We start from the raw sequence: 25,634 nt of genomic DNA, 5'->3' as shown, positions 1-25,634 counted from the left end.
ATTCACCTACTTATGATTGTTTTTCAAAAGCTTGAATAATTCCTTTAACAACTTCTGTAGATTTCTCCATAACGTCTACTGAAACATATTCATATTTACCATGATAGTTTTCTCCGCCAGTAAATATGTTAGGCGTCGGCATACCCATGTAAGAAAGCTGAGAACCGTCTGTGCCGCCTCGAACTGGTATGATTAATGGTTCGATATTTAGTCCAACCATTACATCTCTAGCGACGTCTACAATTTCCATTACAGGTGTAATTTTCTCACCCATATTGTAGTATTGATCTTCTAGTTTAATGGAAATAGCATTTTCTCCATATTCTGCTTTGATTTTTTCAGCAGTGTCTAAGAATAATTGCTTTTTCGCTTCAAATTTTTCACGATCATGATCGCGGATAATATAGCTAAGCTCTGTTTTTTCTACATCCCCATTGAAATTCATCAAGTGGATAAATCCTTCATAGCCTTCTGTTTTTTCAGGAACAGCGTCTACTGGCATATGTGATTGAAATTTCGTAGCGATTGTAATGGAATTGATCATTTTGTCTTTTGCAGAGCCAGGATGCACACTAGTCCCATTTGTTATGACATGCGCACCAGCAGCGTTGAAGCTTTCGTATTGTAATTCACCAAGCGGACCGCCGTCCATTGTATATGCGAATTTCGCACCGAATTTTTCTACATCAAATTTATGTGGTCCACGACCGATTTCTTCATCTGGATTAAAGGCAACACGGATTTTCCCGTGTTTCACATCTGGGTTTTGAACGAAGAATTCCATTGCCGTCATAATAATGGAAATTCCTGCTTTATCATCTGCACCTAAAAGCGTTGTACCATCTGTTGTTAAAAGTGTATGTCCAACATAGTTCTGAAGCTCTGGGAAGTCTTTCACAGACATCACTGTTGATTCATTTAACTTGATATCTTTTCCATCATAGCTATCAATACGCTGTGGGTTTACATTTTTTCCAGTGTAATCTGTAGCCGTATCTACATGTGCCAAAAACCCGATTGTCGGTATATCTTTATCCGTATTAGCAGGCAATGTAGCAAATAAATAGCCGTTTTCATCTAAAGTAATTTCTTCTAAGCCAATTTCCGCAAGTTCTTTCTCTAATACATGTAGCAAATCCCATTGACCTTCCGTTGAAGGGCAAGTAGTGCTTGCTGCGTCTGATTGTGTGTCTATTTTTGCATAACGAGTTAAACGCTCGATTAATGTTTCTTTCATGAAATGAGATCCCCTTTCAAATTAAAACGCATACTTCTATTTTAACAGATTCTTTCGACTTTCGGAATTATTACTAGTGGCTGGGGATTGGTAATAATTGATCCAGCAAATTACAATTCCAACTAAGTCTTCAATTTTTCCAACTAAACTCTCCATTTTTCCAACTAAGCCTAAATTCCACACGAAAAGGCTACCGAAATTGCATCATTTCGATAGCCTTTGCTTCAAAACTGTTCTTTTTCTTCGAGTATTTCTTCCGGTCGATCATATGTTACATACGTTCCAGCGATGAAATCATGAATTGCTCGTTTATCTTCACGGATTCCTACCATAAACGCACTGACAACTAGGGCAATTCCAAACGTGAAGGCATATATGAGACCCCCTACAAGAACGCGCAAGAGCATCGTTCCATAGCCAAGTTTCGTACCATCCAATTTTGCGATTCGAATGCCTAAGATTTTCTTGCCTACTGTATATCCGGTCCATAGAACTGGGACGATAAGGGTGTAAAGGATATTACCAACACTTGTAACAGGAGATTCATTCCAGTTCCCAACTATTAAGAAACTAATAAAAGTTAAAGGTATTCCAATGATTAACCCATCTAATAAACTTGCAGCAAATCGAGCCCAAAAACCAGCTGGATTCAACATGTACACTCCTTTGTACAATTATTATAATGCAGAGTCATCCACACTATTTAAATATTCTTCAATCGTGCCAACAACCGATTCCACACAACCATCCTCAAATGGAGAGATTAAATTCGCTTCCGCTACTAATTTAGTGAAAGATTTCGAACCTCCTAACTGACATAGATGTAAGTAATCTTTCCATGCAGCCTCATGATCTTCTCTTGAACGCTTCCAGAACTGGAATGCACAAATTTGCGCTAATGTGTAGTCGATATAATAAAACGGACTAGCGTAAATATGACCTTGACGTTGCCAGAAAGCACCGGCTTCTAAATAACTATTGCTATCATAATCACGATGCGGTAAATAGATTTCCTCAATTTTTTTCCAAGCAGCTTTTCTCTCTGCTGGAGTCATTTCTGGATTTTCATATACAGCGTGCTGGAATTCATCTACTGCAACTCCATAAGGTAAGAACAGAAGTCCACTGCTTAAATGTGCAAATTTATATTTATCCGTTTGCTCTTTAAAGAACAATTCCATCCAAGGCCATGTGAAAAACTCCATACTCATCGAGTGAATTTCACAAGACTCATATGTTGGCCAAATGTATTCTGGAATACCAATGTTACGGCTCGTATACACTTGGAAAGCATGACCTGCTTCATGTGTTAATACATCTATATCACCCGAAGTTCCGTTAAAGTTAGAGAAAATAAATGGAGATTCATAGTCATCGATAAACGTACAGTATCCTCCAGATTCTTTCCCTTTCTTCGCAACTAAATCCATCAAATCACGATCAATCATGAATTGGAAGAACTCTGCAGTTTCAGGAGAAAGCTCCTCATACATTTTCTTCCCGTTCTCTACAATCCACTCTGGAGAACCTTGTGGAGTAGCGTTTCCTGTTAAGAAGTTGAGTGATTCATCGTAAAACTTCATTTGCTCCACACCAATGCGTTTTGCTTGGCGTTCATATAGTTTAGATGCCAAAGGAACAATATAATCACGTACTTGGTCACGGAACTTTTTCACCATTTCGGCATTGTAGTCGATACGATTCATACGTACATATCCAAGTTCCACAAAGTTTTTATAACCTAACTTTGTAGCAATTTCATGACGAACTTTTACGAGTTGATCATATATATCGTCAAATTTTTCTTCATGCTCTTGGAAGAAACCGAATCTAGCTTCTGTCGCTTTTTTACGCACATCTCGGTCTGTCGATTCAGAGTAAGGCCCAAGCTGTGCAAGTGTTAATGTCTCTCCGTTAAACTCTACTTGCGCGGAAGCAACTAGCTTAGAGTAATCGGAAGATAGTTTGTTTTCCTTTTGCAAAAGCGAAATCACTTCAGAAGAAAATGCTTTAATTTGAAAATCAGCTAGATCAAATAATTGGCTGCCCCATTTGTTTTCTAGCTCTTGACGGAATGGTGAAGCTACAAGTGCTTTATAGTATTCCGTAACCAGTTCATCTACTTCAGGACTGATTTCATCAAAATAATCCCGTTCTTTTTGATAATACTCATCGTTTGTATCAATAGATGCTCGAATGTACACCAAATTGGCTTGAGTCGAAAAGTCGTTACGCAATGTGTTTAGTGTTTCAATTGCTTTACTTTGCTCTTCCATAGTAGTAGCTTCTTTAAATTTTGCTAAAGCCTCACTAAACTTTACCTTGTCTTCTTCTAAATTTGGTCTTTTGTATTCGTAGTCTTTAAATGTAACCAATGCTATTCTCCTCCCGGTCGCTTCTTCGAAATCCGAAACGTTTTCTATTTTATTGTTCAATATTTTCTGATATATTGCAACAACTATTTACAACTTGATATTTTATAGACGATAGTATAAAATGTTTATGAATTTATAAACAATGAATGGAAGTGTTTGTTTTATGGAAAACAACGAATTATTATGGAATGCTAACATAGAACAATTGAAAGCGGGATATATAGATGAAAAAGAAGCTTTTGCTTGTTTGGTTTGTGGTACAAAAGTAGAAAAGGGTATTATTTATCCTTATCAGTCTGTTTTATTGGAAGCAGAGCGATTTATGAAGCTACATCTGGAACAAGAGCATGGGTCTATGTTTCAGTACCTCATTGGTTTAAACAAAAAATTAACTGGTTTAACGGATCACCAAAATAGCTTACTACGATTATTTTATGAAGGGAAAAGCGATGCAGAAATTCAAACTGAACTAAATATAGGTAGCAGTTCGACTATAAGAAACCATCGCTTTGTTTTAAAAGAAAAAGAGCGACAAGCGAAAATTTTCTTAACACTGATGGAACTACTAAAGGAAAAAGACGACCATGCACCAGCGTTTTTACCACTTCATAAAAATGCGACAATGGTTGACGATCGTTACAACATAACGAAAGAAGAACAAGAAGAAGTGGAAAAGAAATTTTTCCTTAAAGGCGTTAATGGGCCATTAGTAAAATTTCCGAAAAAAGAAAAGCAAAAGCTAGCAACACTGCGCGTTATCATCAAGCGATTTGAACAAGAAAAGACATATAGCGAAAAAGAGATAAATGAAGTACTCAAAAATGTATATGCAGACTTCGTTACTTTAAGACGTTATTTAATCGAATATGGATTTTTAGACCGCAAAGACGATGGTAGTGAATACTGGGTTAAAAATTAGTAGAAAAGGATTGGTTAAAATGGAAAGAAAAAAAGAATTGAAACAAGCTTATAAAGAAGTAAAGATAGAAAGCGGCATTTACACAATTACAAACAATCAAAACGGAAAAAAGTTTGTCGCATCAACCCGTAACTTTAAAACACTTAACGGAACGCAATTCACACTTGAAAATGGTATGCACACAAATAAAGAGCTCCAAGAAGAGTGGAACGAATATGGAAAGGCAGCATTTGAAATTGAGCGAGTAGAAGTATTAAAAATTCCAGAAAATCAATTTATGAACGAAAAGAAAGAACTAGAAAAGCTGTTAGACCAGTGGATGGATAAATTGCAGCCATATGGGGAGAAGGGGTATCATACAAAAAAAGCTTCCGAATAACGGAAGCTTTTTTCAGGTTTACAGTGATATTACCAATCATTTTTCAAAACAATTTTTCCTATTGCCTTACCTGACTCCAAATACTCATGAGCTTCGGAGACTTCATCAAATGTAAAAACTTTGGGATCTAAAAGTGGGCGCAGCTTCCCTTCCTCCACTACCTTAGCAACCTTCTTCAAAATTTCCCCATTATGTTTATGCATATCTTCATTTAATATTTTCAACAACATAAAAGTAATATGGAGAGAAAGTCCCTTCGAATGCATAGAGGAGAGGTCATGAGTCGAACGAGCAGCAATGGCTGTTACTGTTCCATGTAGTGCTGCCGCTTCGAATGAACGATCAAGGTTTTCACCTCCCACAGTGTCAAAGACGAGGTCAAACCCTTTCCCGTTTGTATATTTTTGTACATAGTCGTTCACGCTTTCTTCTCGATAATTAATCGTTACATCTGCACCAAGGCGAGTGCCAATCTCCAGCTTTTCTTTTGAAGAAGCAGTTGTATAGACTGTTGCTCCTGCCCATTTGGCTAGTTGAATGGCGATGTGCCCCACGCCTCCAGTAGCTCCGTGAATTAAGACATCTTGTCCAGATACAAGCTTTGCCCGATTAAATAATGCTTCCCAAGCGGTAATGGAAACCAGTGGTAAAGCCGCGGCTTCTTCCATCGTCAAGTTCTTCGGTTTATGGGCGAGTAAGTCAGCATCTGCCAGCAAAAACTCTGCAAGAGCACCGCCAGACGTTCCTTTAAATCCGCCTGCGCATCCAAATACTTCATCACCAATCTTAAAATCGGTCACTCCTTCACCGACTCCACATACCAAACCAGCCACATCTCCGTGTAATACTGCTGGAAACTCCGGGGCAACGGTTGGAACTGCACCAGCTCGGACTTTCGTATCAATAGGATTTGCACTTGTAGCCTTAACTTGGATCAGTACATGTCCAGGTTGTAGCTCAGGTTTTGAAATCTCCTTATACTGAAATACAGATGGTTCTCCGAAAGCTTGGATAATTTGTGATTTCACACTTGTCACTCCTTATTATTTGTTTTACCTGATAAGAGAGAGGTCAACGTCAAATTCTAAAAAAAGAAAAGTGAAAATTTTTAGTCTTCACCTTCAAAATCAATGATACTTTATATAATTTGAAATTAATAGTTTCGGATATGAGCAAAAAACTCCGTCTAGAAGCCCGGAGTTATTTCCCAACAATATAAGTCTTCAAAAGCGCAGCTCTTTCACGCAACCGCACTTTTGCCTCCACCACTTCCGGCGTTTCCGCAGCCACAACATCTGTATTCCAACCGAGCTTACTAGCAAGCATTTTCGCCCGGTGTAAATGATAATCACTTGTAATAATTGTTACTGAATCCACCTCTTCTGGCAGTAGCTCCTGCGAAAACTTTAAGTTTTCATAAGTAGAGGTTGACTGTTTTTCCACGATAATTCGCTCTTCGGCTACCCCATTTTCCAAAAGAAAATTTTTCATAACGATCGCTTCCTCGATATCTTCATCGGGACCTTGTCCGCCAGATACAACAAGGTTCACATGGGGATGCTCTATAGCATATGCTAGCGCCGCTTCCAAACGGTAATGAAGTGAAAGGGAAGGGACATTTCCTTTCTTCACTTTTGCGCCAAGCACGATGGCGTATTCATTGGATCCATCTGCTTTTGGCTCTAGCCCGTCATCTAGCCATTTATTTGTCACCATCCACATACCAAATCCGCCTGAAACAACTACTAGTAAAGGAATAAGCACGATCCACCTCATTTTTTTCTTCATTGCATTCATACGGACGGCTTCTTTTTCTTCAAGAAGGCGGATATTCTTGGTTCTTCTTTACGGACTAGACGACGAAAATTTTCGATATGTAAAACAACAGCCATGATAAATAAAAACCCAGCAATAGCAATAGGTGCCACTCCTTCTGCAAACCAAATGGAAGCAACGATAAATACTGCATAAAATACAAATACACCAATCAATAAAAAGTCCGTTAAAAAAGTCGTACCTATTAATAATAAAAGTCCGATAAGTCCAATTGGCCAATAAATAGCAAATAAAATACCAATAATTGAAGCAGTCCCTTTTCCACCTTTAAATCCAGTATAAACCGGGAAATTATGTCCTAAAATAACAGCAGCCCCAGCTAAATAGAGCAATAAATCCTGTTCCACAGTTGAAAAAGTACCGTATTGCAATAGGCAAAAGCGAATGCCGATAATAACGAGAACACCTTTTAAAATATCAATTAGAGCAACTAGAATACCATACTTCATCCCTAGGACAATTGCCGCATTGGAAGCACCAGAGTTTTTAAGCCCTTCTTTCTTTATGTTGACACCACTAATAATTTGCGCAACTTTCGAACCGTGGATTGCTCCGATTAGGTAGCTAATAATTAATATAGTCAAAATCCAAACTGCCATCATATCACCTCCGAGTCTAATAACTACAATACATTAAACGTTCAACTATCAAAGAAGTTTCAGAATCTTTTAGAAAAACACTTGACGAACAGATTCATAGAATCTTATACTTTGTATCAAGATGGAAAACTAAATCAAATACTCTTATCAAGAGTGGCGGAGGGAATAGGCCCTGCGATGCCCGGCAACCACCGAGTTCTAAACTCGGAAAGGTGCTAATTCCTACAAATTCATTTATGTGAATTTGGAAGATAAGAGGAGGAACATGCGAAACTGCACCCCTCTTCTTAATCGAAGTGGGGTTTTTGTTTGTCCTAAAAATCTTTCTCCGTTTCCCAATGCGTCCATCTAAACTATTTTCTAGGAGGAATTCAAAATGACAAATCTTCAAAAAGAAACAGTTCTTTTGCATGGCGGTCAGCAACCAGATCCAGTAACAGGTTCTCGAGCGGTACCTATTCACAAAACGACTTCTTACGTGTTTCGCGATACGGAGCATGCACAAAATCTTTTTGCATTAAAAGAAACGGGTAATATTTACTCTCGTATTATGAATCCGACTGTCGATGTTTTTGAACAACGAGTTGCACTTCTTGAAGGTGGAACAGCAGCAGTTGCAGTATCTTCGGGTATGGCAGCCATTGCGTTCTCGATTTTGAATATTGCGGGAGCAGGGGACGAAATAATTGCAGCAGAAAACTTATACGGCGGTACATTTAATTTATTCGCACATACATTGCCCCGTTACGGCATTACGGTAAAATTCGTTGATGCCAATAATCCGGAAAGCTTCCGAGCAGCAGTGTCGGATAAAACAAAAGGCTTCTTTGCGGAAACGATTGGAAACCCAAGCTTAAACATACTAGATATAGAAAAAGTGGCAGCTATCGCGAATGAAGTAGGAGTCCCGCTTTTAATAGATAACACATTTGCGACTCCATATGGAACGAACCCGATTAAGCATGGGGCTCATGTTGTGATCCATTCAGCTACGAAATGGATTGGTGGACATGGAACAACGATTGGTGGAATTGTAGTAGACGGAGGAAACTTCGACTGGAATTCTGATAAGTTCCCTGGGTTTACAGAGCCGGACGTAACATACCATGGGTTACGTTATGGCATCGATGTACCGAACGTTGCTTTTGCGATTAAATTACGTGTGCAGCTTTTACGTGATTTCGGTCCTTCATTAAGCCCAGAAGCCGCTTTTTCTTTTTTACAAGGGTTAGAAACCCTACATCTACGAGTACCTAAGCACAATGAGAACGCACAAAAAATTGCAGAGTTCTTAGTGAATCATGAAGGCGTAGAATGGGTGAACTACTTAGGATTGGAAGACCATCCTTCTCATGAACTGGCGAAAAAGTATTTGCAAAACGGCTTCGGCTCTATTTTAAACTTCGGTGTAAAAGGTGGAAAAGAAGCAGGGCGACGTATTATTGATAATATTGAAATTTGGTCGCATGTAGCAAATGTTGGAGATGCAAAATCATTAATTATTCACCCAGCATCTACAACACATCAACAGCTAACACCAGAAGATTTAGTGAAAACAGGTGTTACAGAGGATCTAATCCGCTTGTCTGTTGGGTTAGAGGCGGTAGAGGACTTACAAAATGCTTTGGATAAAGTACTTGTGGAAAAAACAAATGTCCTCTCTAGATAGAATTTTGTTGTTAATTGGGCTAAAATAGTCTACAATATGTAAAAAGCTCAATTGTGCAGATTTAGTTGGAGGAGAAAGTATGGCGAAAATAAAAGCAGCAATCTTAGGTTTTGGAACAGTCGGCCAAGGGATCTATCATATTGTCAATGAAAAAAAAGAAGACTTAAAAAAATCGCTAGGATTGGATATTGAAATTAGCGCTATTCTTGTCAATAACTTAGCAAAAGAAAGAATAGCAACACCTGGTGTGCTAGTGACAGATAACTTCGAGGACATTATTAATATTCCAGGTTTACAAGTAGTTTTTGAAGCGATCGTCAATGAAGAACCAGCGTATAGCTATTTATGTAGAGCAATCGATAAGGGATGTCATGTTGTTACGGCAAATAAAGTGATGTTCTCCAAATACAGCATTCCCCTACAAGAGCGTGCTAAATCACGTGGTGTATTTGTCGGGTACGAAGCAACTACAGCTGGTGGAGTTCCGGTTATTAAAACATTGAAAAATTTACTTCAAGTCAATTCAGTGAAGAAAATTCAGGGGATTTTAAATGGAACGTCGAATTACATCTTAACGCAAATGCGTTTAGATGAATGCCAGTTTGAAGAGGCTTTAAAAGAAGCACAGCTTCTAGGATATGCAGAAGCAGATCCATATAATGACGTCTCGGGTCAAGATGCATTCCGTAAACTGATGATTTTAAGTGCGCTTGCTTTTGGTAAACAGCCAAACTGGAGCGATGTAAACGTAGTTGGAATTGATGAAATTTCACTAGAGGATGTTAGAAAAGCAAAACAAGAAGGACTTCGTTATCGCCATGTTGCAGAAATCGAACAAGACGAAAATGGAGAGCTGTTTGCATCGGTTGGACCGCAACTTGTAGGTCCGGATCATCCTTTATATGCGATAGAGGGAGTAAACAACGCTGTATCATTAGATACAAATTATATCGGCACACTGACATTAGTAGGACCGGGAGCGGGAATGTATCCAACTGCAAGTGTCATGGTAGAAGACTACGCAGAAATTATTGGAAAACGTGCAGGATTTTTTATTACGATCTAATACAAAAAATGACTTCGGCAATTTGCGTCGAAGTCATTTTTGATATGCATTTAAATGTTAATCCTCGTCTTTTACATCAATATCATCTGGAATGGGCGTATTTCGCCATTCATCAATTTGGCGTTTTAACTCTTCTACTTGCTCCAAATGTGTTTGGAATTGCGCGCTATTCACGTAATAATCTTCTCCATCGAAGATTGCACGAATCTTTTTGTCAGCTATATAACGTTTCACTTGTTCAATAGGCATAGATAAATAATTCGCAGTCTCTTCTACTGTCATATACATGGGGAATGCCTCCTATCTATATAAGTATAAGATACGATAGTTACTATCTCAATATGTGCTATATGGAAAGTGAAATGAGATTTTTCAAGAGGGGTGATGGCTTTGTCTATAATACCATACATATTCGTATTACTTGGAGCAGTTTTATGGGGGACAACGGGGACGGCGCAAACATTTTTGCCAGAAAATGCCCATCCTTTCGTTATTAGTGCAGGACGTTCAGCGGTCGGCGGTTTTTCATTGTTAATTGCGATGATTCTTCTAAAGAAAATTAAGTTTAAGAGTTGGCCTTGGAAAGAAACGATCTATGCAGCGATTTGTATATCGCTTTTTCAATTATTGTTTTTTTCGTCTGTTAAATTGACAGGAGTGGCAATTGCGAGCGTTGTCGCTATCGGAAGTGCACCTGTATTTTCAGGTTTAATCGAGTGGTTATTTTTTAAATTAAGACCATCAAAAATTTGGGGGATTTCCACCGCTTTTGCGTTACTAGGATGCATTTTTTTGTTTATGAATAAAGGGGAAATTACGATCAATCCAGTTGGGGTCATGTATTCGCTTATTGCAGGTATTGGATTTGCGATATATACGATGTCTAGTAAATCACTTTTACAAAAGGAAGAAGCGATTCCTGCGGTGGCAATGACATTTTCGCTTAGCGCTGTTTTCTTATTACCATTTGGTTTTTGTATGATGTTAGCTGGCTACAGAACGGGGGAAATGTAGGAATCATCTTTTACTTAGGGCTTGCAACGACGAGTGTGGCATATGTGTTATATGGAAGAGGATTGAATAAAATTCCCTCTTCCTCTGCTTTAACATTGTCGCTTGCGGAACCGACGACCGCCGCTTTGTTAGGGGTTTTCATTGTAGGTGAAGTATTGAGTACAACGTCATGGATCGGTATTTTGCTGTTGCTTGGAAGTATTGTTGTTCTGACAGTTGGTAGTAGATCGGCGAAGCAACTACCTGTTAATAGTTAAAGTAATAAAGAGTTATCTCCGGTTGAGATAGCTCTTTCGCCTCAAAACCCTAAGGCATTTCGAATATCTGCCGTATATGTCTGACTTACTGGAAGTTCTGTGCCATCTTGGAGTAGTACTAGTAAATTAGATGAAAAATCTCGTATGATTGAATCGATAAAAGAAACATTTACAATATAGGAGCGGTGAATGCGTAAAAAGGATTCGGGTAGTCGTTGTTGTAGTTCTTTCAGTGGGATGTTCGTTTTGTAAGGCTCTTTACCCGCGTAAAACCATGTTTTTTTCTGAAGACTTTCCATATAGGCAATTTTTTCGATTGGTATCGGTCGCCATTCTTCTTCTTGTTTACCGGTTAAAAAACGATAGGGGGGTTGGTGGACTAGTGAATAGTTGGGAGGCAATATAACAACCAGTGCCCCGGATTCTCCTAGAATATCGATTGGATAGGCAATACCATAGTAAGGAACGTTTAGAATTTTATCTTCCACTACTCCTTCTGTTCTACAACAGGTTTGCATCACTATTTCTGCAATACTTCCTTCCTTAACCTTCTGCCCTTTTTGGAGCTGCAAATCTTGACTACCTGCTACGTAATAAACATACTCTCCCCGTACTGCGATAGCGATTGAGGCCCCTTTTGGAATCCAATCTTCCAATAATCCTGCATACTTCTTTAGTTGATCTTTCGATATTTCCATCCATTTCCCTCCTGTATAAAAATTCATTGTTCATCCGTCTTATTTACATTTCATCCTTAAAAAATAGTCGTTTATCGAAAAGTCTATGCAAAATTCTGATAATTGTTATATAGTAGATTACAAGAAAACGAACTGTTATGGAACAGTATAAAAGTAACGTTTTTAACAGTTTAATAAATTAAATGAAGAGAGGATGCTGAATATGTTAACTAGACAGGAACAAATCGAACAATTGCGTACGGAGTGGGATCAAGAGAATCGCTGGAAGGGGATTGAACGCCCTTACTCACCGGAAGAAGTGATTAAGCTGCGTGGTTCCTTACAAATCGAACATACACTAGCTCGCAAAGGTGCAGAGCGTTTATGGAATTCTTTACACAAGGAAGATTTTATTAATGCGCTTGGAGCCCTCACAGGAAATCAAGCAGTACAACAAGTAAAAGCAGGACTTCAAGCTATTTACTTAAGTGGCTGGCAAGTTGCAGCAGATGCGAACCTTTCCGGACAAATGTATCCAGACCAAAGCCTATATCCGGCAAACAGTGTGCCAGCGGTTGTAAAACGTATTAACCAAGCATTACAACGCGCAGATCAAATTGATCAAGCAGAAGGACGAGAAGATCATTTCGATTGGTTTGCGCCGATTGTTGCAGATGCTGAAGCTGGATTTGGTGGACCATTAAATGTATTTGAGCTAATGAAAGGCATGATTGAAGCTGGAGCAGCAGGTGTTCACCTAGAAGATCAGTTAGCGTCTGAAAAGAAATGTGGACATCTCGGTGGAAAAGTATTGCTACCTACACAAAATGCGATTCGTAATTTAATTGCTGCTCGTTTAGCGGCAGACGTGTCGGGTGTTCCAACTGTATTAATCGCACGCACAGATGCAGACGCAGCGGATATGGTCACAAGCGATATTGACCCAAGAGATGCAGAATTTATCACTGGTGAAAGAACACCAGAAGGATTTTTCCGTACTAAACCGGGCATTGAGCAAGCAATTGCACGTGGCTTAGCATATGCACCTTATGCGGATCTTATATGGTGCGAAACGTCTCATCCAAGTCTAGATGAAGCTAAACAGTTTGCTGACGCAATTCATGCACAATTTCCTGGGAAATTACTTGCATATAACTGTTCCCCTTCATTCAACTGGAAAGCAAACCTAGACGATGAAACGATTGCAAAATACCAAGTGGAGTTAGGGAAAATGGGATACAAATTCCAGTTTGTTACACTTGCAGGGTTCCATGCATTAAACCATAGTATGTTCGAGCTAGCGCATGACTACAAAACTAACGGAATGGTTGCTTATTCGAAGCTACAACAAGCAGAATTTATGAATGAAGCAAAAGGATACACAGCGACGAAACATCAACGTGAGGTAGGTACCGGCTACTTTGATGAAATTTCACAAGTAATCTCAGGAGGAACTTCCTCTACAACAGCGATGAAAGGTTCTACGGAGGTAGCACAATTTATATAATCAATCATGGGGATGGAGGGTTATTGATAAATGAAACAAACAACCGCTAAAAGGATTGAAATAGTTGGAAAAGAAACAGATGCAAGTAGAGAAATTTTAACACCAGAAGCATTAGATTTCATAGCATCCATTCATCGCTTGTTTAATGAAAGAAGAAAAGAGCTTCTAGAAACGAGGGAAGAACGACAAAAACAGTTAGATAATGGAGGAACATTAGATTTCTTACAAGAAACAAAGGCCATTCGAGAAGGGGACTGGACAATTACTCCACTTCCAGAGGATTTAAAAGACCGCCGAGTAGAAATTACAGGTCCAGTCAATCGTAAAATGGTTATAAACGCTCTAAATTCCGGCGCAAAAACATTTATGGCTTGTTTCGAGGATGCTACTTCACCGACTTGGGAAAATATGATAGAAGGCCAAGTGAATATGCGTGACGCCGTTCGAAAAACGATTTCTTTTAAACAAGAAAATGGAAAAGAATATAACTTAAAAGAACATACAGCTGTTTTAATGGTTCGTCCTAGAGGTCTCCATTTGCTTGAGAAACATGTGCTTATTGATGGGGAGCAGATTGCAGGTGGCTTCTTCGATTTCGGATTGTATTTTTTCCATAATGTGAAGGAATTATTAGCACGCGGAACTGGTCCTTATTTTTATTTGCCAAAGCTCGAGAGTCATTTTGAAGCAAGATTATGGAATGACATTTTCGTTTTTGCCCAAAAGCAATTAGGTGTTCCAAATGGGACGATTAAGGCAACTGTATTAATCGAAACAATAATGGCTGCTTTTGAAATGGATGAAATTTTATATGAGCTGCGCGATCATTCAGCTGGTCTAAACTGTGGACGTTGGGATTATATTTTCAGTTATATTAAACGTCTTCGCAATCAACCAGATGTAATTTTACCGGATCGTAGTCAAGTGACGATGACCTCGCCATTTATGCGAGCGTATACACAACTTTGCGTTCAAACATGTCATCGTAGAAATGCACCGGCGATCGGTGGGATGGCAGCTCAAATACCGATTAGAGGGGACGAAGCAGCAAATGAAGCAGCATTTGCAAAAGTCCGAGAAGACAAACGTAGAGAAGCAACCGATGGGCATGATGGAACATGGGTAGCACATCCTGGTCTAGTCCCTGTAGCATTAGGAGAATTTGATGAACATATGCCTACGCCTAATCAGATTCATCGTAAACGAGAAGATGTGCTAGTGGCAGCTAGAGATTTACTGGAAGTCCCGCAAGGCTCCATTACAGCAGAAGGCTTGCGTTTAAATTGTAGTGTAGGGGTTCAATATATTGCCTCATGGTTACGTGGAAACGGAGCTGCACCGATCAATCATTTAATGGAAGACGCTGCTACCGCTGAAATTTCTCGAACGCAAGTATGGCAATGGATTCGTCATCCAGAAGGAAAACTAGAAGATGGTCGTAAAGTTACGGATAGCTTGGTACGTCAAACTTTGCAAGAAGAACTAGATAAGCTGGAAAAAGCATTTGGCAGCGAAAACTATGCAAATGGACGATACAACGAAGCAGTCGAGCTTTTCCTTTCCTTAATAAGTGAACAAGAATTTGTTGAATTTCTCACATTACCAGGCTATGAAAAATTATAGGAGGTGATTTGCATGAAAACAACTACTCAAGAGGCAAATACAAAGCATTGTCGTGAATGTGGATGTGAAATTCATGAAAAAGTAGAGTCATCCCTTTACGAATGCGAACGTTGCATCGGCATGAATGAAGAATAACCTTGTATATGAGAGCCCTATCCTTCTTTTAACAGTGAGGATAGGGCTTTTTAGGATTTAGGAAACAATTATTTTTTAACTTGTGGTGGACTAGAAGTTTACTTTGTTTGGAGAAGCGTCCGCTCGACTCTTGTGAGTAAGCTTCGGAAAACAACGGAGCGAATGACAGGTGAAATAAAATGCAATTAGCAACATTTTCTTGTTGTAAAAAGAACATACGTTTCATATACTAATTAAAAAGGAGGGAACGTTTGTGCGTATTCTATTAGAGAAATATTTCAATCGAGGACAGCATGTGGAATTAATATACCTATCTAAATCGAAAGAAATTAGCAGGAGAAGAGTTAAAATACTCAAGGTGCAGGATAGCTCTTTTCAAGCATATTGCTTTAAAAAGAAGGCAAAACGAACATTTCTTATAACGAACGTATTAGCAATCGCTCCTGTTAGTCCAAAAGAAAGCAAGGTGATCTAGGTGGATTTTGATAAAGCAATGGATAGTCTAGATTTATCAAAAGTAAGGGATCGAGGAAGCAAAAAGTGGGTTGCAATGATGCTGCCAGAACACGTTAAACTTCTTAGAGAATACATGGAAGAACAAAAGAAGGCTCCTCGTCCAGATCTAGATGAATGGGATTTAGATATCATTCAAGAAAATATTCAATTAGCGATGAAACGAAATGTAGAAGTAGAAGTAAAAACCTGGAGAAACGGAGCTTTCCATACTCACCTAGGAAAGGTAACTTGGGTGGATATAAACAGAAGAACAATTGAAATGGAAGACGTTTTCAACTCATTCACCATACAACTAGATGAAATCGTGGATGTAACGATACTATTATGAACGAATAGACGTAAAACAAACCACCAACCATTTATGGCAGGTGGTTTAATTGGTGACTAAGCCTTTACTGGACTGAATTCATGAACCCACACAGTCATTTGAGGTAACCATGGCATACCCGGATGATAAGAAAGGATGGATTGTTTATAGTCTTCTACTGATTCGAACCCTTCTTGCTGTGCATGCGCATCCGTCAACTCACCAAGAGTTTGAATATAGACGGCGTCAATAACGAAAGACTGACCATTAAGGTCCATTACTTCCCCTACATCTGCATAGCGTCCATTACGTCGAGTAGCAGTTTTCTTCCCTTGCAATACCAATTCTATATCGGATTCTTTCGTGATTAGTCGTTCAACTGAACATGTTTTAGGAGGTAAATTCGTTTTTTCAGGATTTGTCATGTATAGCCCACCTTGTTAAAATAATTTTACTTTGCTATTTAAGCTAAGTGTATACGTTTAATGCCTTGTGGACTATGGTTATAAAAGAGTATTTTTTAGTTGGGAGAATCAGTATAGACTTGGTCTCGTGTAAAAGGCTCTGTCACAACTAGATGAGCAAGTGTAACAGGTGATTTGCCTTCCCTTTCAAAATATATTTCCTCTAAATCGGGAAAGTTATCAAAAAAGGAATGTACAATTGTCCCGATAAACATGTGCTCCCCGGCACTACCTTGAACATTATTTAATCCGCTGTCCATATTTAATATGAGTTTCGTGTTATTATTCTCGAAACGATAATCAATTAATCCCACATCAAGCACCATTATTTCTTCAAAAATTTGACGGACTACATCACCTGAAGGATCAATGGTTATATCATATGGCTCTACATATTCTGCATTTGCATCCGCTTGGTAGACAGTAACTTTTTCTGTTGTTACAGTGCTTTCAGGCTCTTTATTTCCAGCCCACTCATAAGCTACCTCTTCTTTTTGTTCACTTAGTTCATCAGAAGTAGACCACGCGATGAGTGTATAGGAACCGGCGGGTACTTCTGCTAGCTCTGTTTGTAGCTCAAGTGGAATGACTAATTCTTCACTTGGTTTTAATATTTTTTCTTGTAGCATTAACGTAAATGTTTTATTGGCTGAATACGTATAAACGATATTATTTTCATTGTCTAAAAGCTGATATTCAATTTCCTGTCCACTTGGATATGTTAAGCTCTTTTCGACTTCTGTTTCATTTTTAATCGTAAAGGAAGCATTGCCATCCTCATTCACTTCTAATTTTGTCGAAATAGTTTTGTCTTCCTGCGGTTGTGGGTCTCCACCTGTAGTAGGATCTCCATTACTTGTTCCACAGCCTGCTAGGAGCAAAATGATGAAAATCGAACATACTCCCCAAATAAGTTTTTTCATGGAATCACTCCTTTATAGGATTAGACTGTTTACTCTCTGGAAAGTTACATATTTATTTCTTAAGAAATTCTTCATAATTATCCTTCTGAAATGTTAAGAAATGAACGGTACAATAAGAAACATAAGAAAGAAAAGATTGGAGGTAAGCAAATGACACAGTTTACAGTTTTAGTGACAGACGATGACCAGGATATTCGAGACGGTATCGAAATTTACTTAAAAAATGAAGGCTATAACGTATTGAAAGCTGCAGATGGACTAGAAGCATTGCAACTAATAGAAGAAAACGAAGTACATGTCATTGTACTAGATATTATGATGCCAAAAATGGATGGCATTGCAGCAACGTTTAAAATAAGAGAGCAAAGAAATATCCCCATTATTATGCTTAGTGCGAAGGCAGAGGATTCGGATAAAATTCATGGATTATCGGTTGGAGCAGATGATTACGTGACAAAACCTTTCCACCCAATGGAACTAGTGGCACGCGTGAAATCGCAACTTCGACGATATACAAAGCTCGGTACGTATCAAGGACAGCAAGCAATTATTGAAGTCGATGGACTTGTGTTAAACAAAGAAGCAAAAGAGCTGACAGTAGAAGGTGAACCAGTAAAACTAACGCCTATCGAATTTAAAATTACAGAGCTTCTGATGGTGAACGCAGGGCGAGTGTTCTCGATCAATGAAATATATGAGCGAGTCTGGCACGAACCCGCCTACAACGCGGAGAACATCGTCGCAGTACATATCCGAAAAATACGCGAAAAAATAGAAGCGGATCCGAAAAATCCAAGATATGTGAAGGTGGTGTGGGGCGTTGGCTATAAAATCGACAAGTAAATGGAGTTTACTGTTGTCAGTTTTAGCAATTGCGTGCGGCATCATTTGTCTAACCTACTGTCTAGCTAACTGGATGCCACTAATCGAAATTAAAGAAAGCTTTGTACAAATTATCCAAAACATGAGAGGAGGCGTTACAGGATGAAGCATGCGATCGGAAGAAATATTTTACTTAGCGCATTGGCGGTAATCACCGTATTAGGTCTATTTACACTAATCGGGCAAGGGCGACAATTTATCGGTACAAGCTATTTCGATAGCGATGACTTTGAATGGCAGTTCGATGAATTTGAGGAATCCATTGTTCCATTAGTGTTAGCACCGCCAGATAAAGAAGAAGTAAAGAAAAAGATTACGGTAACGCCTGAGGAAATTGAAGAATATCGCTATCGATATGGCGACTTGCAAAGCCAATTAGATTCGATTAGAAATCAATATCAAAGTGAGACAGGGGAAGTCACAACAGAAACAGCTACAGATGCGGCAACCGAAGAAACAACAACCGTGGAAACACCGGACGCTGCTTTACTTGCAGAGCGTGATAAAAAGCTAGCAGATATCACGAAAAACTTCACAGATGACAGCTATGTAGAAAAAAAGATCCGAGCAGAAAAAGAAGCAGAAGTAGATAGCTATTACAAAGCTGTCGAACATGCAAAAAATGATTTATTAAGTCAGCAAGAGGACTTTATATATGACTTAAAAAATGTCGAAACAGGAGAGCGTTTTACAAACGGAGAAATAAGCGCGAAAAATGCATTTAAAAAGAATATTCTAGTAAATACGGCTATTTAAGAAAGCGCACTGTTTATCAACAAGTAAATGAAAACGGGCTAGTCACTGACACAATGGGAAATCCATTTGCACGCTTCGAAGGAACGATTACTGTTCCGGAAGCTAGTATTTTGAGCGGGCATAGAGCTAATGAATATAAAAACTTTTTAACAAACCAACGTATGTTTTATGGGGTAGTCGTAGCAGGGATTTTAGCTGCAGTCGCATTTACTCTATTGTGGAGAAAAAATAGCGAAACATTTCGAGATAAGAGCAGGGAAGAAAAATATCGCCAGTTGCCGATTGATGTAAAATTAGCATTCTTCCTCATTAGTATTTTGACAGCAAGTATTACTATTGTGATTTTAGAAGATTTCCTATTATATAGAGACTATGACATGCAAATAATCACATTTATTTTTGCAGTAATTTTTACGGCGATAACGTTATATCAATGGAAGTGGATGCGTGCAGGCTTTGGCACAGTAGATTGGAAAAAGAGCCTTACTTATAGCTGGGGACAATCATTACAAGGGTTTTTCTTGAAGCAATCTATCGGGCTTCAAACGTTGCTTATGCTAATCATCATATTCTTCTGGGGCGTTGGAACATTACTTGTCCTTATGATACCGGTAGCATTGATCGTGTGGATACCAGCGACTTTATTGATAGGGATTCCAGTACTCGTTGTTTTAATGTCGAGAACGGCGTACTTAAACCGTATCTTTGTGAAAACAGAGGAAATGGCAAAAGGCGTCACTGGCCATGAAATTGAAGTAAAAGGAAAATCACAAATTGCAGAGCATGCCGCCCAGTTGAATGAAATACGTAGTCTAATAAAATCTTCTCATTCCGAGCAAGCAAAAAGTGAGCGATTAAAAACAGAGCTAATCACCAATGTAAGCCATGATTTGCGAACACCGTTAACATCCATTATCACCTATACGGACTTATTAAAAAATCCAAGCATTACAGATGAAGAGCGAGCATCCTATATTGCAATTTTGGATAAAAAATCAATGCGTTTGAAAACACTAATTGAAGACCTATTCGAAGTGTCGAAAATGGCAACCGGCAATATGGAGTTAGATAAAAGGAAAGTCGATTTAACCCAATTATTGCAACAGGCCATTGCCGAACACCAAGAAGACATTGATAAATCCGGTCTAGAATATCGTGTAGCTATCGGCACAAAACCAATCATGGCGTATGTCGATGGACAAAAATGGTGGCGAGTGCTGGATAATTTAATCATCAACACATTGAAATACGCACTCCCAAATACAAGAGTATATATCAATTTGGATCAACTGGACGGAGAAGCCGTTTTTGTTATCAAAAATATAGCGAAATATGAATTAGGCAATGACGTAAATGAATTAACCGAGCGATTCAAACGAGCAGACACATCGCGCCATACAGACGGATCTGGTTTAGGCCTAGCGATAGCTCAGTCTATCGTGGATTTACACGGAGGCAGTTTGCGAATGGAAGTAGACGGAGATTTATTCAAAGTGACAGTGAAAATTGAAGTGATTTAACTAAAAACGGGGAATCCAATGGCGGATTTCCCGTTTTTTGGCGTGAGGAAATGGAGGGGTGGAATAGTTAGCTGTAAAAGTGGCAGGCTTAGTTGTAATTTTGGAGGATTTAGTTGTAAAAACTACGAGTTTAGTTTTAAAAGGGAATTATAACCAGCTGATTGTCTTGTTTTAACTTCAAATTGAGGACTTTCCAGTGGAAGGAGCCAAGTTAGTTGTAAAACCAGAAGCTTTAGTTGTAATTTCGGAGGATTTAGTTTTAAAAACTACGAGTTTAGTTGGAAAAGGGAATTATAACCAGCTAATAGACTTGTTTTAGCCTTCAAATTGAGGGCTTTCAAGTGGAGGAGCCAAGTTAGTTGTAAAACCAGAAGCTTTAGTTGTAATTTTGGAGGATTTAGTTGTAAAAACTGCGAGTTTAGTTGTAAAAGGGAATTATGTCCAGTCACTCCATCCTAGTTAGCCGAGCAAGCAAAAAGACGACCGTTTTTACAACGGGTCGCCTTTATTTACAAAGGATATTTTAGGTTTTCGTAAGACATAATATCTGGATTTGAATTGGTTCATTGGTTGTAGATCGAGTTTTCTTAACAAGTAGCTTGCTGCATACTTGTCTTTCAGTTCAAGAAAATACATACATTCGTGATTGGAAATAGTATCTTTGACAAGGTAAAACCAGTCTTCAATGGCTTGTTTTTGCATGAGTGTTTTGGGAGTTTTGCAAATCGGACATTTATTTCTATTTTTGATTTTTATCGCGCAGTTTGGACAAAGTAGGCCTGTCTTAATGTGAGAGAGCGATAGTGTATAAGTTTGTGCTAAAGGCTTAGGGACAAAATCACGAGATTGGGATATAAAAAAATTCAGTAATTGTTGGAATTTAACTGTTGAGATGGCATCTGGAAGCTGATTATAGTCGTCCACATGATTGGCTATATCACAGCCCATTACAATTTTAGTGTACTTAGGGGGGAGTACAACATGGGTTTTTGAATAGGCAAGCACGATTAGATTCTTGATCGGGATATTTATTTTAGCTGTTTGTAGAAGGGTTTGTAAGTTTTTTACTTGTCTTTTTAGCTGCTGTTCGGGACACTTGAAAGGAGTAGTAATTCCATCGGCTTCACGAATAAGTTGATCCGGATTTTTTTGGAAAGATATCTTGCCACGAATGTTTTTAATTTCTAAAATGGCAATATATTTTCTGGTTAGTATGAGCGTATCAAGTTGTAAATAGTTATTTTCATTTAATGGGATATGGAGGTCTTTTAGAATGGCGAAGTGTTTAGGATAAGTTACTTGTTTTAGAAAGTTGTCGACATAACATTCCCCTTTATATCCCGCTGTAGCGGACCTAATCTTTTTGTCTATTTCCAGCTAGAGATTTTGATCTTTAGGTAGGCGAAGAAGCAAACGTTGGTAGAGGGGGACGATTCTTGGCAAATCACGGTGTGTATCGATAAAATAGCCTCCTTTATTGTAGTGTTTATAGTATAGAAATTAGCACTTTATTAAGAAATTTACAAGCTATACTAGTACCTTCCATTTCCATTTTGAGATACTTAGTAAAAAGGAGATATGCAAATGAAGATTTATATCGTCGGCTCGGTTGGTAGCGGTAAAACAACGCTTGCTCGTGAAGTGTCAAAAAAGCTTCAAATTCCGCATTTTGAAACAGATAATTTCGTATGGACAAGGCATCCGACAGGGGATGTTCGAAATGATATAGAAGTCCGTAACCAGTTGCTACAGGACGCAATTACAATCGATAGTTGGGTGATGGAAGGGGTTCATATAGATTGGACAGATCCAGGCTTGGAAGAGGCTGATCAAATAATTTTTTTAGATCTCGCTTCAGCAAAACGCATACAAAGAATTACTAAAAGATATATCCGCCAGTTGCTGCGAATAGAGAAAGCGAATTATAGACCGACATTCTCTATATTTCGTCGAATGTTCCGATGGAATAAATACTTCGAAGAACAAATGAAACCTGAATTTCTAACAAAATTTAGTGCTTATGAGCAAAAAGTGTCTCGTTTTCAAACAGATAAAGAGGTAGAAGATTGGTTTCGCCGACTAAAAGCTAACAAATATACAAAAAAGAGAACTCCCTATCAATAAGGTCATCCTCTTTTATGTCTATAACGGTTTCTAGATCCATCTTGTTCTTTCTTTAACTCTTCCATTTGACCTAACAATTGATCGAGCTTATTTTGTATGTCTGAGATTTCTTGTTGCTGATCCTGTGCTGCACGCTCAGCTGCCTTATAATCTCGATTTGCTTCATATAACGCAATGCCTGTTCCGATCGTATCTACAACATATCCAATCGAAAGAATGACAGACGCTATAAACCCGACGGTCAAGCCAAGGTTAGGTGGTAATTCATCGTTTGGATCTTCAGGTATCATGTATGCTAACATCCTTTACTTCATCTTTTCATTAGCATATGATAAATCCCCTTTATAGGTTATTTTTTCGGTGTTACCAGCTTATGTTCAAACGCATAAATAACGGCCTGCGTTCGGTCACTTACTTCTAGTTTCGATAAAATATTGCTGACATGCGTTTTGGCTGTTTTTAATGCGATAAAAAGGGTGTCTGCTATGTCCTGGTTTGTTTTACCTTCCGCCATTAATAGCAACACTTCGAGTTCTCGATCCGTTAATTCCTCATGCAATGCATGTTCAGAACCTTGGCGCATGCGCTTCATCATTTTATTTGTTACTTCAGGTTCTAAAACGGCATTGCCACTTAAGGTTTTACGAATAGAATCCGCAATATGAGAAGCCTTGGAAGTTTTCAACAAATAACTGATTGCTCCGGCTTCAAGGGCGGGATATACTTTGTCGTCATCGATGAAGCTTGTGACAATCATTACTTTTGCTTCGGGCCATTTTTGTACGATTTCGCGTGTCGCTTCGGCACCATTCATAATGGGCATGACCATATCCATTAAAATAATATCTGGTTTATGCTGTAAAGCCATTTCTACCGCTTCTTGCCCGTTTACTGCTTCCGCCACAACATCCATATCAGGCTGTGCTTGTAAATAAGCAGATACGCCAATTCGGACCATTTCGTGATCATCCGCTAATAATATTCGAATCATTTTCTATCTCCTTTTTTCTAGTATCCGACGTTACATTCTCAGGAATTGCTCGCTGCTTATCGAGGTTAATCTTGCTTCCTTCGCTTTTCTTTTCTATTGGTAACTTCACTTCAACAATTGTGCCTTGAGAAGGAACCGATACTACTTTACAAGTCGCCCCAATTTCTACTGCTCGTTCTTTTACGTTTTGCAGTCCATATGAGCCGTTTTTCCCTTCCGTTATTTCAAAGCCAACGCCATTATCTTGTACGCGGAAGATGGCAAGATTGTCTCGTTCGACGAAGAGAATATCCACTTCTGTTGCATTTGCATGTCGTAATGTATTAGAAAGTGTTTCTTGCGCAATGCGGAATAAATGATCCTCGGCGCCTTTAGGCAATGAAACCTCTTCTAGTCGATAACGTATGGTGAAAAATACTTTTTGTTGCAGCTCAACTAGTAATTCTTCTAATCCTTCTTTCAACGTTTTATCATGCAGAGCCGCTGGGCGAAGGTGAAGCAAAAGAGCACGCATTTCTAGCTGGGCTTGCTGTACGATTTTTTCGGTTTGCATTAATGTTTTGGGTGCTTCACCATGCTTCGATTCTTCTATTTCCACCATTGTAGAAAGAAGCATCGATGCGGCGAACAATTGCTGTGAAACCGAATCATGTAACTCTCTTGCTAGTCTTTGTCTTTCTTGAATGATTCGTTCTTGAATAAGCTTATCTTGTGCTTCTGCTTTTTCATTTGTGATTCGTTGTAATGTTTTTCGTTGCGTTAAGATGAGTTGTTCCAATTGGTTAGCTGTAACCTGTAGGCGCTTGGAATACACATACTTTTTCTTTTTCGGTACAGGAGTTTCTGCCTCTAACAGAGGTCGTAAGCCTGTTTCAATCTTTTTTTCTTGATCCCGAACCTTTTGGAGTGTGTTCAAGGAAAAACTAAAACTTATAAATGCTAAAACAACAATAATCCACACTCCTAAAGGTATTTGCGCATACGTGTTTTCTAGTAAAGACCACCACATGAAATCATTTGGCCAGCCCCAAACGGCATATAAAAGAAGAGCTGCCAGTGCCAATAAAGTAAGAAAAATAGAAAATCCTTGCCCTAGAAATATCTTCATTTGCGAATCACCTCGATATCCCCGATCCATGTAGATACAGTGATTACTAACTCGGAAGCATATGTCACATCATTCAAATAACCATCCTTTAATACGATTGATTGGTTCCATAAGCGCTGAGCGCCGCGTCCAAAAATATTCGCTTCTCCAATAATGGTTGCATAATGGAGGCGCACAGGAATTTCATATGGAACATAAATAACTACTTTTCCAAGTGTTTGACGAATGGAAATAAAAGAAGTGCCTTTCGGTAAAACTGTTTCCGTCACATCAATCATATGCTCCCCGTAAAAACCTTGCACATGGACGTCCTGCCATTCATACGCTTGGAAAGGGGTCGTCTGAGCTGAAAATAACTTATTTTGTATGATACTATTCGGCGTTTCTTCATATACGTTACCGAATGGACGAACCACATTACGTATCGGTTCATTTTTCCAAAGCTTATAAAGGATATACAACATAATGGCCATTAATAAAAGTCGCAAACTCCACATGGAGAAAACAGCCATAAGCATAAAGATAACTCCAGTCCAAAATAAAAAGCGGCGTTGTTTACGAAGGCTGAAGTAAATCATCCCAATGCCAAGAAGGGCTAATACAATACTACCGTTTCCAAAAACTGTAGCCTCAATGAACATAAGAAAAACAAAACAGATGAGAATGAATGCAAGCTTGTTCGTTTGGTTTTCCTTCATACAGTTTCCCTCCTTTTTTACAAACAATAAGATACGGTCTTAAAACGTTAAG

General features: G+C 38.7%; 31 protein-coding genes, 1 pseudogene and 1 riboswitch. Of the genes and pseudogenes, 16 read left to right on the top strand and 16 right to left on the bottom strand.

What is annotated here, in order from left to right; translation table 11 throughout:
- Positions 1–10: 10 nt before the first annotated feature.
- The 3 genes from pepT to OR571_RS09730 form a co-directional block, all read right to left on the bottom strand.
- Positions 11–1,237: a peptidase T gene (gene pepT / locus OR571_RS09740; protein ID WP_282242609.1), complete on the bottom strand. Its 1,227-nt coding sequence runs from the start codon at positions 1,235–1,237 to the stop codon at positions 11–13.
- 224 nt (positions 1,238–1,461) lie between these two features.
- Positions 1,462–1,893: an RDD family protein gene (locus OR571_RS09735; RefSeq protein WP_481900378.1), complete on the bottom strand. Its 432-nt coding sequence runs from the start codon at positions 1,891–1,893 to the stop codon at positions 1,462–1,464.
- A gap of 21 nt (positions 1,894–1,914) precedes the next feature.
- On the bottom strand, positions 1,915–3,612 hold the full coding sequence (locus OR571_RS09730) for a M3 family oligoendopeptidase (RefSeq protein ID WP_282242608.1): 1,698 nt from the start codon (positions 3,610–3,612) through the stop codon (positions 1,915–1,917).
- 163 nt (positions 3,613–3,775) lie between these two features.
- On the opposite strand from OR571_RS09730, the gene OR571_RS09725 reads away from it, so the two are divergent.
- Together OR571_RS09725 and OR571_RS09720 are read left to right on the top strand one after the other, a co-directional pair.
- The gene (locus OR571_RS09725; protein ID WP_282242607.1) at positions 3,776–4,531 is read left to right on the top strand and encodes a DUF2087 domain-containing protein; all 756 of its coding nucleotides are present in this window, start codon (positions 3,776–3,778) and stop codon (positions 4,529–4,531) included.
- 19 nt (positions 4,532–4,550) lie between these two features.
- On the top strand, positions 4,551–4,910 hold the full coding sequence (locus OR571_RS09720) for a GIY-YIG nuclease family protein (RefSeq protein ID WP_282242606.1): 360 nt from the start codon (positions 4,551–4,553) through the stop codon (positions 4,908–4,910).
- 29 nt (positions 4,911–4,939) lie between these two features.
- Here the strand turns inward: OR571_RS09720 and OR571_RS09715 are convergent, their stop codons facing one another.
- The 3 genes from OR571_RS09715 to OR571_RS09705 form a co-directional block, all read right to left on the bottom strand.
- Complete coding sequence (locus tag OR571_RS09715) at positions 4,940–5,938, bottom strand: zinc-dependent alcohol dehydrogenase family protein (RefSeq protein WP_282242605.1); 999 nt, start codon at positions 5,936–5,938, stop codon at positions 4,940–4,942.
- A 172-nt stretch (positions 5,939–6,110) separates the two neighbouring features.
- On the bottom strand, positions 6,111–6,698 hold the full coding sequence (locus OR571_RS09710; RefSeq protein WP_282242604.1) for a YdcF family protein: 588 nt from the start codon (positions 6,696–6,698) through the stop codon (positions 6,111–6,113).
- A 5-nt stretch (positions 6,699–6,703) separates the two neighbouring features.
- A complete protein-coding gene (locus OR571_RS09705; RefSeq protein WP_282242603.1) occupies positions 6,704–7,345 on the bottom strand; it encodes a glycerol-3-phosphate acyltransferase in 642 nt (213 codons plus the stop codon).
- 141 nt (positions 7,346–7,486) lie between these two features.
- Positions 7,487–7,603: riboswitch (SAM riboswitch) on the top strand.
- 118 nt (positions 7,604–7,721) lie between these two features.
- Here OR571_RS09705 and OR571_RS09700 point away from each other — a divergent pair.
- Positions 7,722–9,014, top strand: a complete 1,293-nt coding sequence (locus OR571_RS09700; protein ID WP_282242602.1) for an O-acetylhomoserine aminocarboxypropyltransferase/cysteine synthase family protein — start codon at positions 7,722–7,724, stop codon at positions 9,012–9,014.
- A gap of 79 nt (positions 9,015–9,093) precedes the next feature.
- The gene (locus OR571_RS09695) at positions 9,094–10,080 is read left to right on the top strand and encodes a homoserine dehydrogenase (protein WP_282242601.1); all 987 of its coding nucleotides are present in this window, start codon (positions 9,094–9,096) and stop codon (positions 10,078–10,080) included.
- A gap of 57 nt (positions 10,081–10,137) precedes the next feature.
- Here the strand turns inward: OR571_RS09695 and OR571_RS09690 are convergent, their stop codons facing one another.
- A complete protein-coding gene (locus OR571_RS09690; protein ID WP_282242600.1) occupies positions 10,138–10,368 on the bottom strand; it encodes an excisionase family DNA-binding protein in 231 nt (76 codons plus the stop codon).
- Positions 10,369–10,470: 102 nt separating this feature from the next.
- Between OR571_RS09690 and OR571_RS09685 the strand changes: the two genes are divergently transcribed.
- Together OR571_RS09685 and OR571_RS22795 are read left to right on the top strand one after the other, a co-directional pair.
- Complete coding sequence (locus OR571_RS09685) at positions 10,471–11,094, top strand: DMT family transporter (RefSeq protein ID WP_348775039.1); 624 nt, start codon at positions 10,471–10,473, stop codon at positions 11,092–11,094.
- Positions 11,055–11,351 (top strand): EamA family transporter, encoded by a 297-nt coding sequence (locus tag OR571_RS22795; protein ID WP_348775038.1) that lies wholly within the window; start codon positions 11,055–11,057, stop codon positions 11,349–11,351. The genes OR571_RS09685 and OR571_RS22795 overlap by 40 nt, the downstream gene beginning before the upstream one ends.
- 41 nt (positions 11,352–11,392) lie before the next feature.
- Here the strand turns inward: OR571_RS22795 and OR571_RS09680 are convergent, their stop codons facing one another.
- A complete protein-coding gene (locus tag OR571_RS09680; RefSeq protein WP_282242599.1) occupies positions 11,393–12,049 on the bottom strand; it encodes a LytR/AlgR family response regulator transcription factor in 657 nt (218 codons plus the stop codon).
- Between the two features lie 202 nt (positions 12,050–12,251).
- Between OR571_RS09680 and aceA the strand changes: the two genes are divergently transcribed.
- From aceA to OR571_RS09655, 5 genes are all read left to right on the top strand, one after another.
- Positions 12,252–13,535 carry an isocitrate lyase gene (aceA, locus tag OR571_RS09675; RefSeq protein ID WP_282242598.1) on the top strand — a complete coding sequence of 428 codons (1,284 nt, stop codon included), beginning with the start codon at positions 12,252–12,254 and terminating at the stop codon, positions 13,533–13,535.
- A gap of 30 nt (positions 13,536–13,565) precedes the next feature.
- A complete protein-coding gene (gene aceB, locus OR571_RS09670) occupies positions 13,566–15,158 on the top strand; it encodes a malate synthase A (protein WP_282242597.1) in 1,593 nt (530 codons plus the stop codon).
- A 12-nt stretch (positions 15,159–15,170) separates the two neighbouring features.
- A complete protein-coding gene (locus tag OR571_RS09665) occupies positions 15,171–15,293 on the top strand; it encodes a YhfH family protein (protein ID WP_188713325.1) in 123 nt (40 codons plus the stop codon).
- Positions 15,294–15,546: 253 nt separating this feature from the next.
- A complete protein-coding gene (locus OR571_RS09660) occupies positions 15,547–15,768 on the top strand; it encodes a transcriptional regulator (RefSeq protein ID WP_282242596.1) in 222 nt (73 codons plus the stop codon).
- A complete protein-coding gene (locus OR571_RS09655) occupies positions 15,769–16,137 on the top strand; it encodes a YolD-like family protein (protein ID WP_282242595.1) in 369 nt (122 codons plus the stop codon).
- 56 nt (positions 16,138–16,193) lie between these two features.
- Here the strand turns inward: OR571_RS09655 and OR571_RS09650 are convergent, their stop codons facing one another.
- Positions 16,194–16,541 carry an ASCH domain-containing protein gene (locus OR571_RS09650; RefSeq protein WP_282242594.1) on the bottom strand — a complete coding sequence of 116 codons (348 nt, stop codon included), beginning with the start codon at positions 16,539–16,541 and terminating at the stop codon, positions 16,194–16,196.
- A 95-nt stretch (positions 16,542–16,636) separates the two neighbouring features.
- Positions 16,637–17,503 (bottom strand): BsuPI-related putative proteinase inhibitor, encoded by an 867-nt coding sequence (locus OR571_RS09645; RefSeq protein WP_282242593.1) that lies wholly within the window; start codon positions 17,501–17,503, stop codon positions 16,637–16,639.
- Positions 17,504–17,653: 150 nt separating this feature from the next.
- Here OR571_RS09645 and OR571_RS09640 point away from each other — a divergent pair, with 150 nt between their 5' ends.
- Genes OR571_RS09640 through OR571_RS09625 form a run of 4 tightly spaced genes read left to right on the top strand, consistent with a single transcriptional unit; the run spans position 17,654 to position 20,661 of the window.
- The gene (locus tag OR571_RS09640; protein ID WP_282242592.1) at positions 17,654–18,346 is read left to right on the top strand and encodes a response regulator transcription factor; all 693 of its coding nucleotides are present in this window, start codon (positions 17,654–17,656) and stop codon (positions 18,344–18,346) included.
- Positions 18,324–18,491, top strand: coding sequence for a hypothetical protein (locus OR571_RS09635; RefSeq protein WP_282242591.1), 168 nt, complete (start codon positions 18,324–18,326; stop codon positions 18,489–18,491). The genes OR571_RS09640 and OR571_RS09635 overlap by 23 nt, the downstream gene beginning before the upstream one ends.
- Positions 18,488–19,141 (top strand): hypothetical protein, encoded by a 654-nt coding sequence (locus OR571_RS09630; protein ID WP_282242590.1) that lies wholly within the window; start codon positions 18,488–18,490, stop codon positions 19,139–19,141. The genes OR571_RS09635 and OR571_RS09630 overlap by 4 nt, the downstream gene beginning before the upstream one ends.
- A 53-nt stretch (positions 19,142–19,194) precedes the next feature.
- Positions 19,195–20,661, top strand: coding sequence for a sensor histidine kinase (locus OR571_RS09625; protein ID WP_282242589.1), 1,467 nt, complete (start codon positions 19,195–19,197; stop codon positions 20,659–20,661).
- Between the two features lie 489 nt (positions 20,662–21,150).
- Here OR571_RS09625 and OR571_RS09620 read toward each other — a convergent pair whose 3' ends face one another.
- Together OR571_RS09620 and OR571_RS09615 are read right to left on the bottom strand one after the other, a co-directional pair.
- On the bottom strand, positions 21,151–21,609 hold the full coding sequence (locus OR571_RS09620; protein WP_282242588.1) for an RING finger protein: 459 nt from the start codon (positions 21,607–21,609) through the stop codon (positions 21,151–21,153).
- Between the two features lie 63 nt (positions 21,610–21,672).
- Positions 21,673–22,020, bottom strand: a pseudogene (locus OR571_RS09615) (nuclease-related domain-containing protein); the annotation flags it as partial.
- Between the two features lie 225 nt (positions 22,021–22,245).
- On the opposite strand from OR571_RS09615, the gene OR571_RS09610 reads away from it, so the two are divergent.
- Positions 22,246–22,785, top strand: coding sequence for an AAA family ATPase (locus tag OR571_RS09610; RefSeq protein ID WP_282242587.1), 540 nt, complete (start codon positions 22,246–22,248; stop codon positions 22,783–22,785).
- Positions 22,786–22,787: 2 nt separating this feature from the next.
- Here the strand turns inward: OR571_RS09610 and OR571_RS09605 are convergent, their stop codons facing one another.
- The 4 genes from OR571_RS09605 to liaF are packed head-to-tail and all read right to left on the bottom strand — an operon-like array spanning position 22,788 to position 25,582.
- On the bottom strand, positions 22,788–23,075 hold the full coding sequence (locus OR571_RS09605; protein ID WP_282242586.1) for a coiled-coil domain-containing protein: 288 nt from the start codon (positions 23,073–23,075) through the stop codon (positions 22,788–22,790).
- Between the two features lie 59 nt (positions 23,076–23,134).
- A complete protein-coding gene (locus tag OR571_RS09600; RefSeq protein ID WP_282242585.1) occupies positions 23,135–23,776 on the bottom strand; it encodes a response regulator transcription factor in 642 nt (213 codons plus the stop codon).
- Positions 23,751–24,884, bottom strand: a complete 1,134-nt coding sequence (locus OR571_RS09595; protein WP_282242584.1) for a sensor histidine kinase — start codon at positions 24,882–24,884, stop codon at positions 23,751–23,753. Before OR571_RS09595 ends, OR571_RS09600 begins: the two co-directional genes overlap by 26 nt.
- Complete coding sequence (liaF, locus tag OR571_RS09590; protein WP_142539005.1) at positions 24,881–25,582, bottom strand: cell wall-active antibiotics response protein LiaF; 702 nt, start codon at positions 25,580–25,582, stop codon at positions 24,881–24,883. The genes OR571_RS09595 and liaF overlap by 4 nt, the downstream gene beginning before the upstream one ends.
- Positions 25,583–25,634 lie beyond the last annotated feature (52 nt).

The organism is Psychrobacillus sp. NEAU-3TGS, from assembly GCF_029955155.1.
Taxonomy (GTDB): Bacteria; Bacillota; Bacilli; order Bacillales_A; family Planococcaceae; genus Psychrobacillus.
Note: the sequence above shows the minus strand (reverse complement) of the source record. Positions and strands in the feature narration are given on the sequence as shown.

What these genes read in the sequence shown, in the direction of transcription:
- OR571_RS09725 (WP_282242607.1), top strand. Translation starts at nt 3,776, where the DNA reads ATGGAAAACAACGAATTATTATGGAATGCTAACATAGAACAATTGAAA.
- pepT (WP_282242609.1), bottom strand. Translation starts at nt 1,237, where the DNA reads ATGAAAGAAACATTAATCGAGCGTTTAACTCGTTATGCAAAAATAGAC.
- OR571_RS09735 (WP_481900378.1), bottom strand. Translation starts at nt 1,893, where the DNA reads ATGTTGAATCCAGCTGGTTTTTGGGCTCGATTTGCTGCAAGTTTATTA.
- OR571_RS09695 (WP_282242601.1), top strand. Translation starts at nt 9,094, where the DNA reads ATGGCGAAAATAAAAGCAGCAATCTTAGGTTTTGGAACAGTCGGCCAA.
- OR571_RS09705 (WP_282242603.1), bottom strand. Translation starts at nt 7,345, where the DNA reads ATGGCAGTTTGGATTTTGACTATATTAATTATTAGCTACCTAATCGGA.
- aceB (WP_282242597.1), top strand. Translation starts at nt 13,566, where the DNA reads ATGAAACAAACAACCGCTAAAAGGATTGAAATAGTTGGAAAAGAAACA.
- OR571_RS09595 (WP_282242584.1), bottom strand. Translation starts at nt 24,884, where the DNA reads ATGAAGATATTTCTAGGGCAAGGATTTTCTATTTTTCTTACTTTATTG.
- OR571_RS09605 (WP_282242586.1), bottom strand. Translation starts at nt 23,075, where the DNA reads ATGATACCTGAAGATCCAAACGATGAATTACCACCTAACCTTGGCTTG.
- OR571_RS09640 (WP_282242592.1), top strand. Translation starts at nt 17,654, where the DNA reads ATGACACAGTTTACAGTTTTAGTGACAGACGATGACCAGGATATTCGA.
- OR571_RS09625 (WP_282242589.1), top strand. Translation starts at nt 19,195, where the DNA reads ATGGGAAATCCATTTGCACGCTTCGAAGGAACGATTACTGTTCCGGAA.
- OR571_RS09700 (WP_282242602.1), top strand. Translation starts at nt 7,722, where the DNA reads ATGACAAATCTTCAAAAAGAAACAGTTCTTTTGCATGGCGGTCAGCAA.
- OR571_RS09650 (WP_282242594.1), bottom strand. Translation starts at nt 16,541, where the DNA reads ATGACAAATCCTGAAAAAACGAATTTACCTCCTAAAACATGTTCAGTT.
- OR571_RS09665 (WP_188713325.1), top strand. Translation starts at nt 15,171, where the DNA reads ATGAAAACAACTACTCAAGAGGCAAATACAAAGCATTGTCGTGAATGT.
- OR571_RS09600 (WP_282242585.1), bottom strand. Translation starts at nt 23,776, where the DNA reads ATGATTCGAATATTATTAGCGGATGATCACGAAATGGTCCGAATTGGC.
- OR571_RS09690 (WP_282242600.1), bottom strand. Translation starts at nt 10,368, where the DNA reads ATGTATATGACAGTAGAAGAGACTGCGAATTATTTATCTATGCCTATT.
- OR571_RS09720 (WP_282242606.1), top strand. Translation starts at nt 4,551, where the DNA reads ATGGAAAGAAAAAAAGAATTGAAACAAGCTTATAAAGAAGTAAAGATA.
- OR571_RS09710 (WP_282242604.1), bottom strand. Translation starts at nt 6,698, where the DNA reads ATGAAGAAAAAAATGAGGTGGATCGTGCTTATTCCTTTACTAGTAGTT.
- OR571_RS09645 (WP_282242593.1), bottom strand. Translation starts at nt 17,503, where the DNA reads ATGAAAAAACTTATTTGGGGAGTATGTTCGATTTTCATCATTTTGCTC.
- aceA (WP_282242598.1), top strand. Translation starts at nt 12,252, where the DNA reads ATGTTAACTAGACAGGAACAAATCGAACAATTGCGTACGGAGTGGGAT.
- liaF (WP_142539005.1), bottom strand. Translation starts at nt 25,582, where the DNA reads ATGAAGGAAAACCAAACGAACAAGCTTGCATTCATTCTCATCTGTTTT.
- OR571_RS09620 (WP_282242588.1), bottom strand. Translation starts at nt 21,609, where the DNA reads ATGGGCTGTGATATAGCCAATCATGTGGACGACTATAATCAGCTTCCA.
- OR571_RS09630 (WP_282242590.1), top strand. Translation starts at nt 18,488, where the DNA reads ATGAAGCATGCGATCGGAAGAAATATTTTACTTAGCGCATTGGCGGTA.
- OR571_RS09610 (WP_282242587.1), top strand. Translation starts at nt 22,246, where the DNA reads ATGAAGATTTATATCGTCGGCTCGGTTGGTAGCGGTAAAACAACGCTT.
- OR571_RS09680 (WP_282242599.1), bottom strand. Translation starts at nt 12,049, where the DNA reads ATGGAAATATCGAAAGATCAACTAAAGAAGTATGCAGGATTATTGGAA.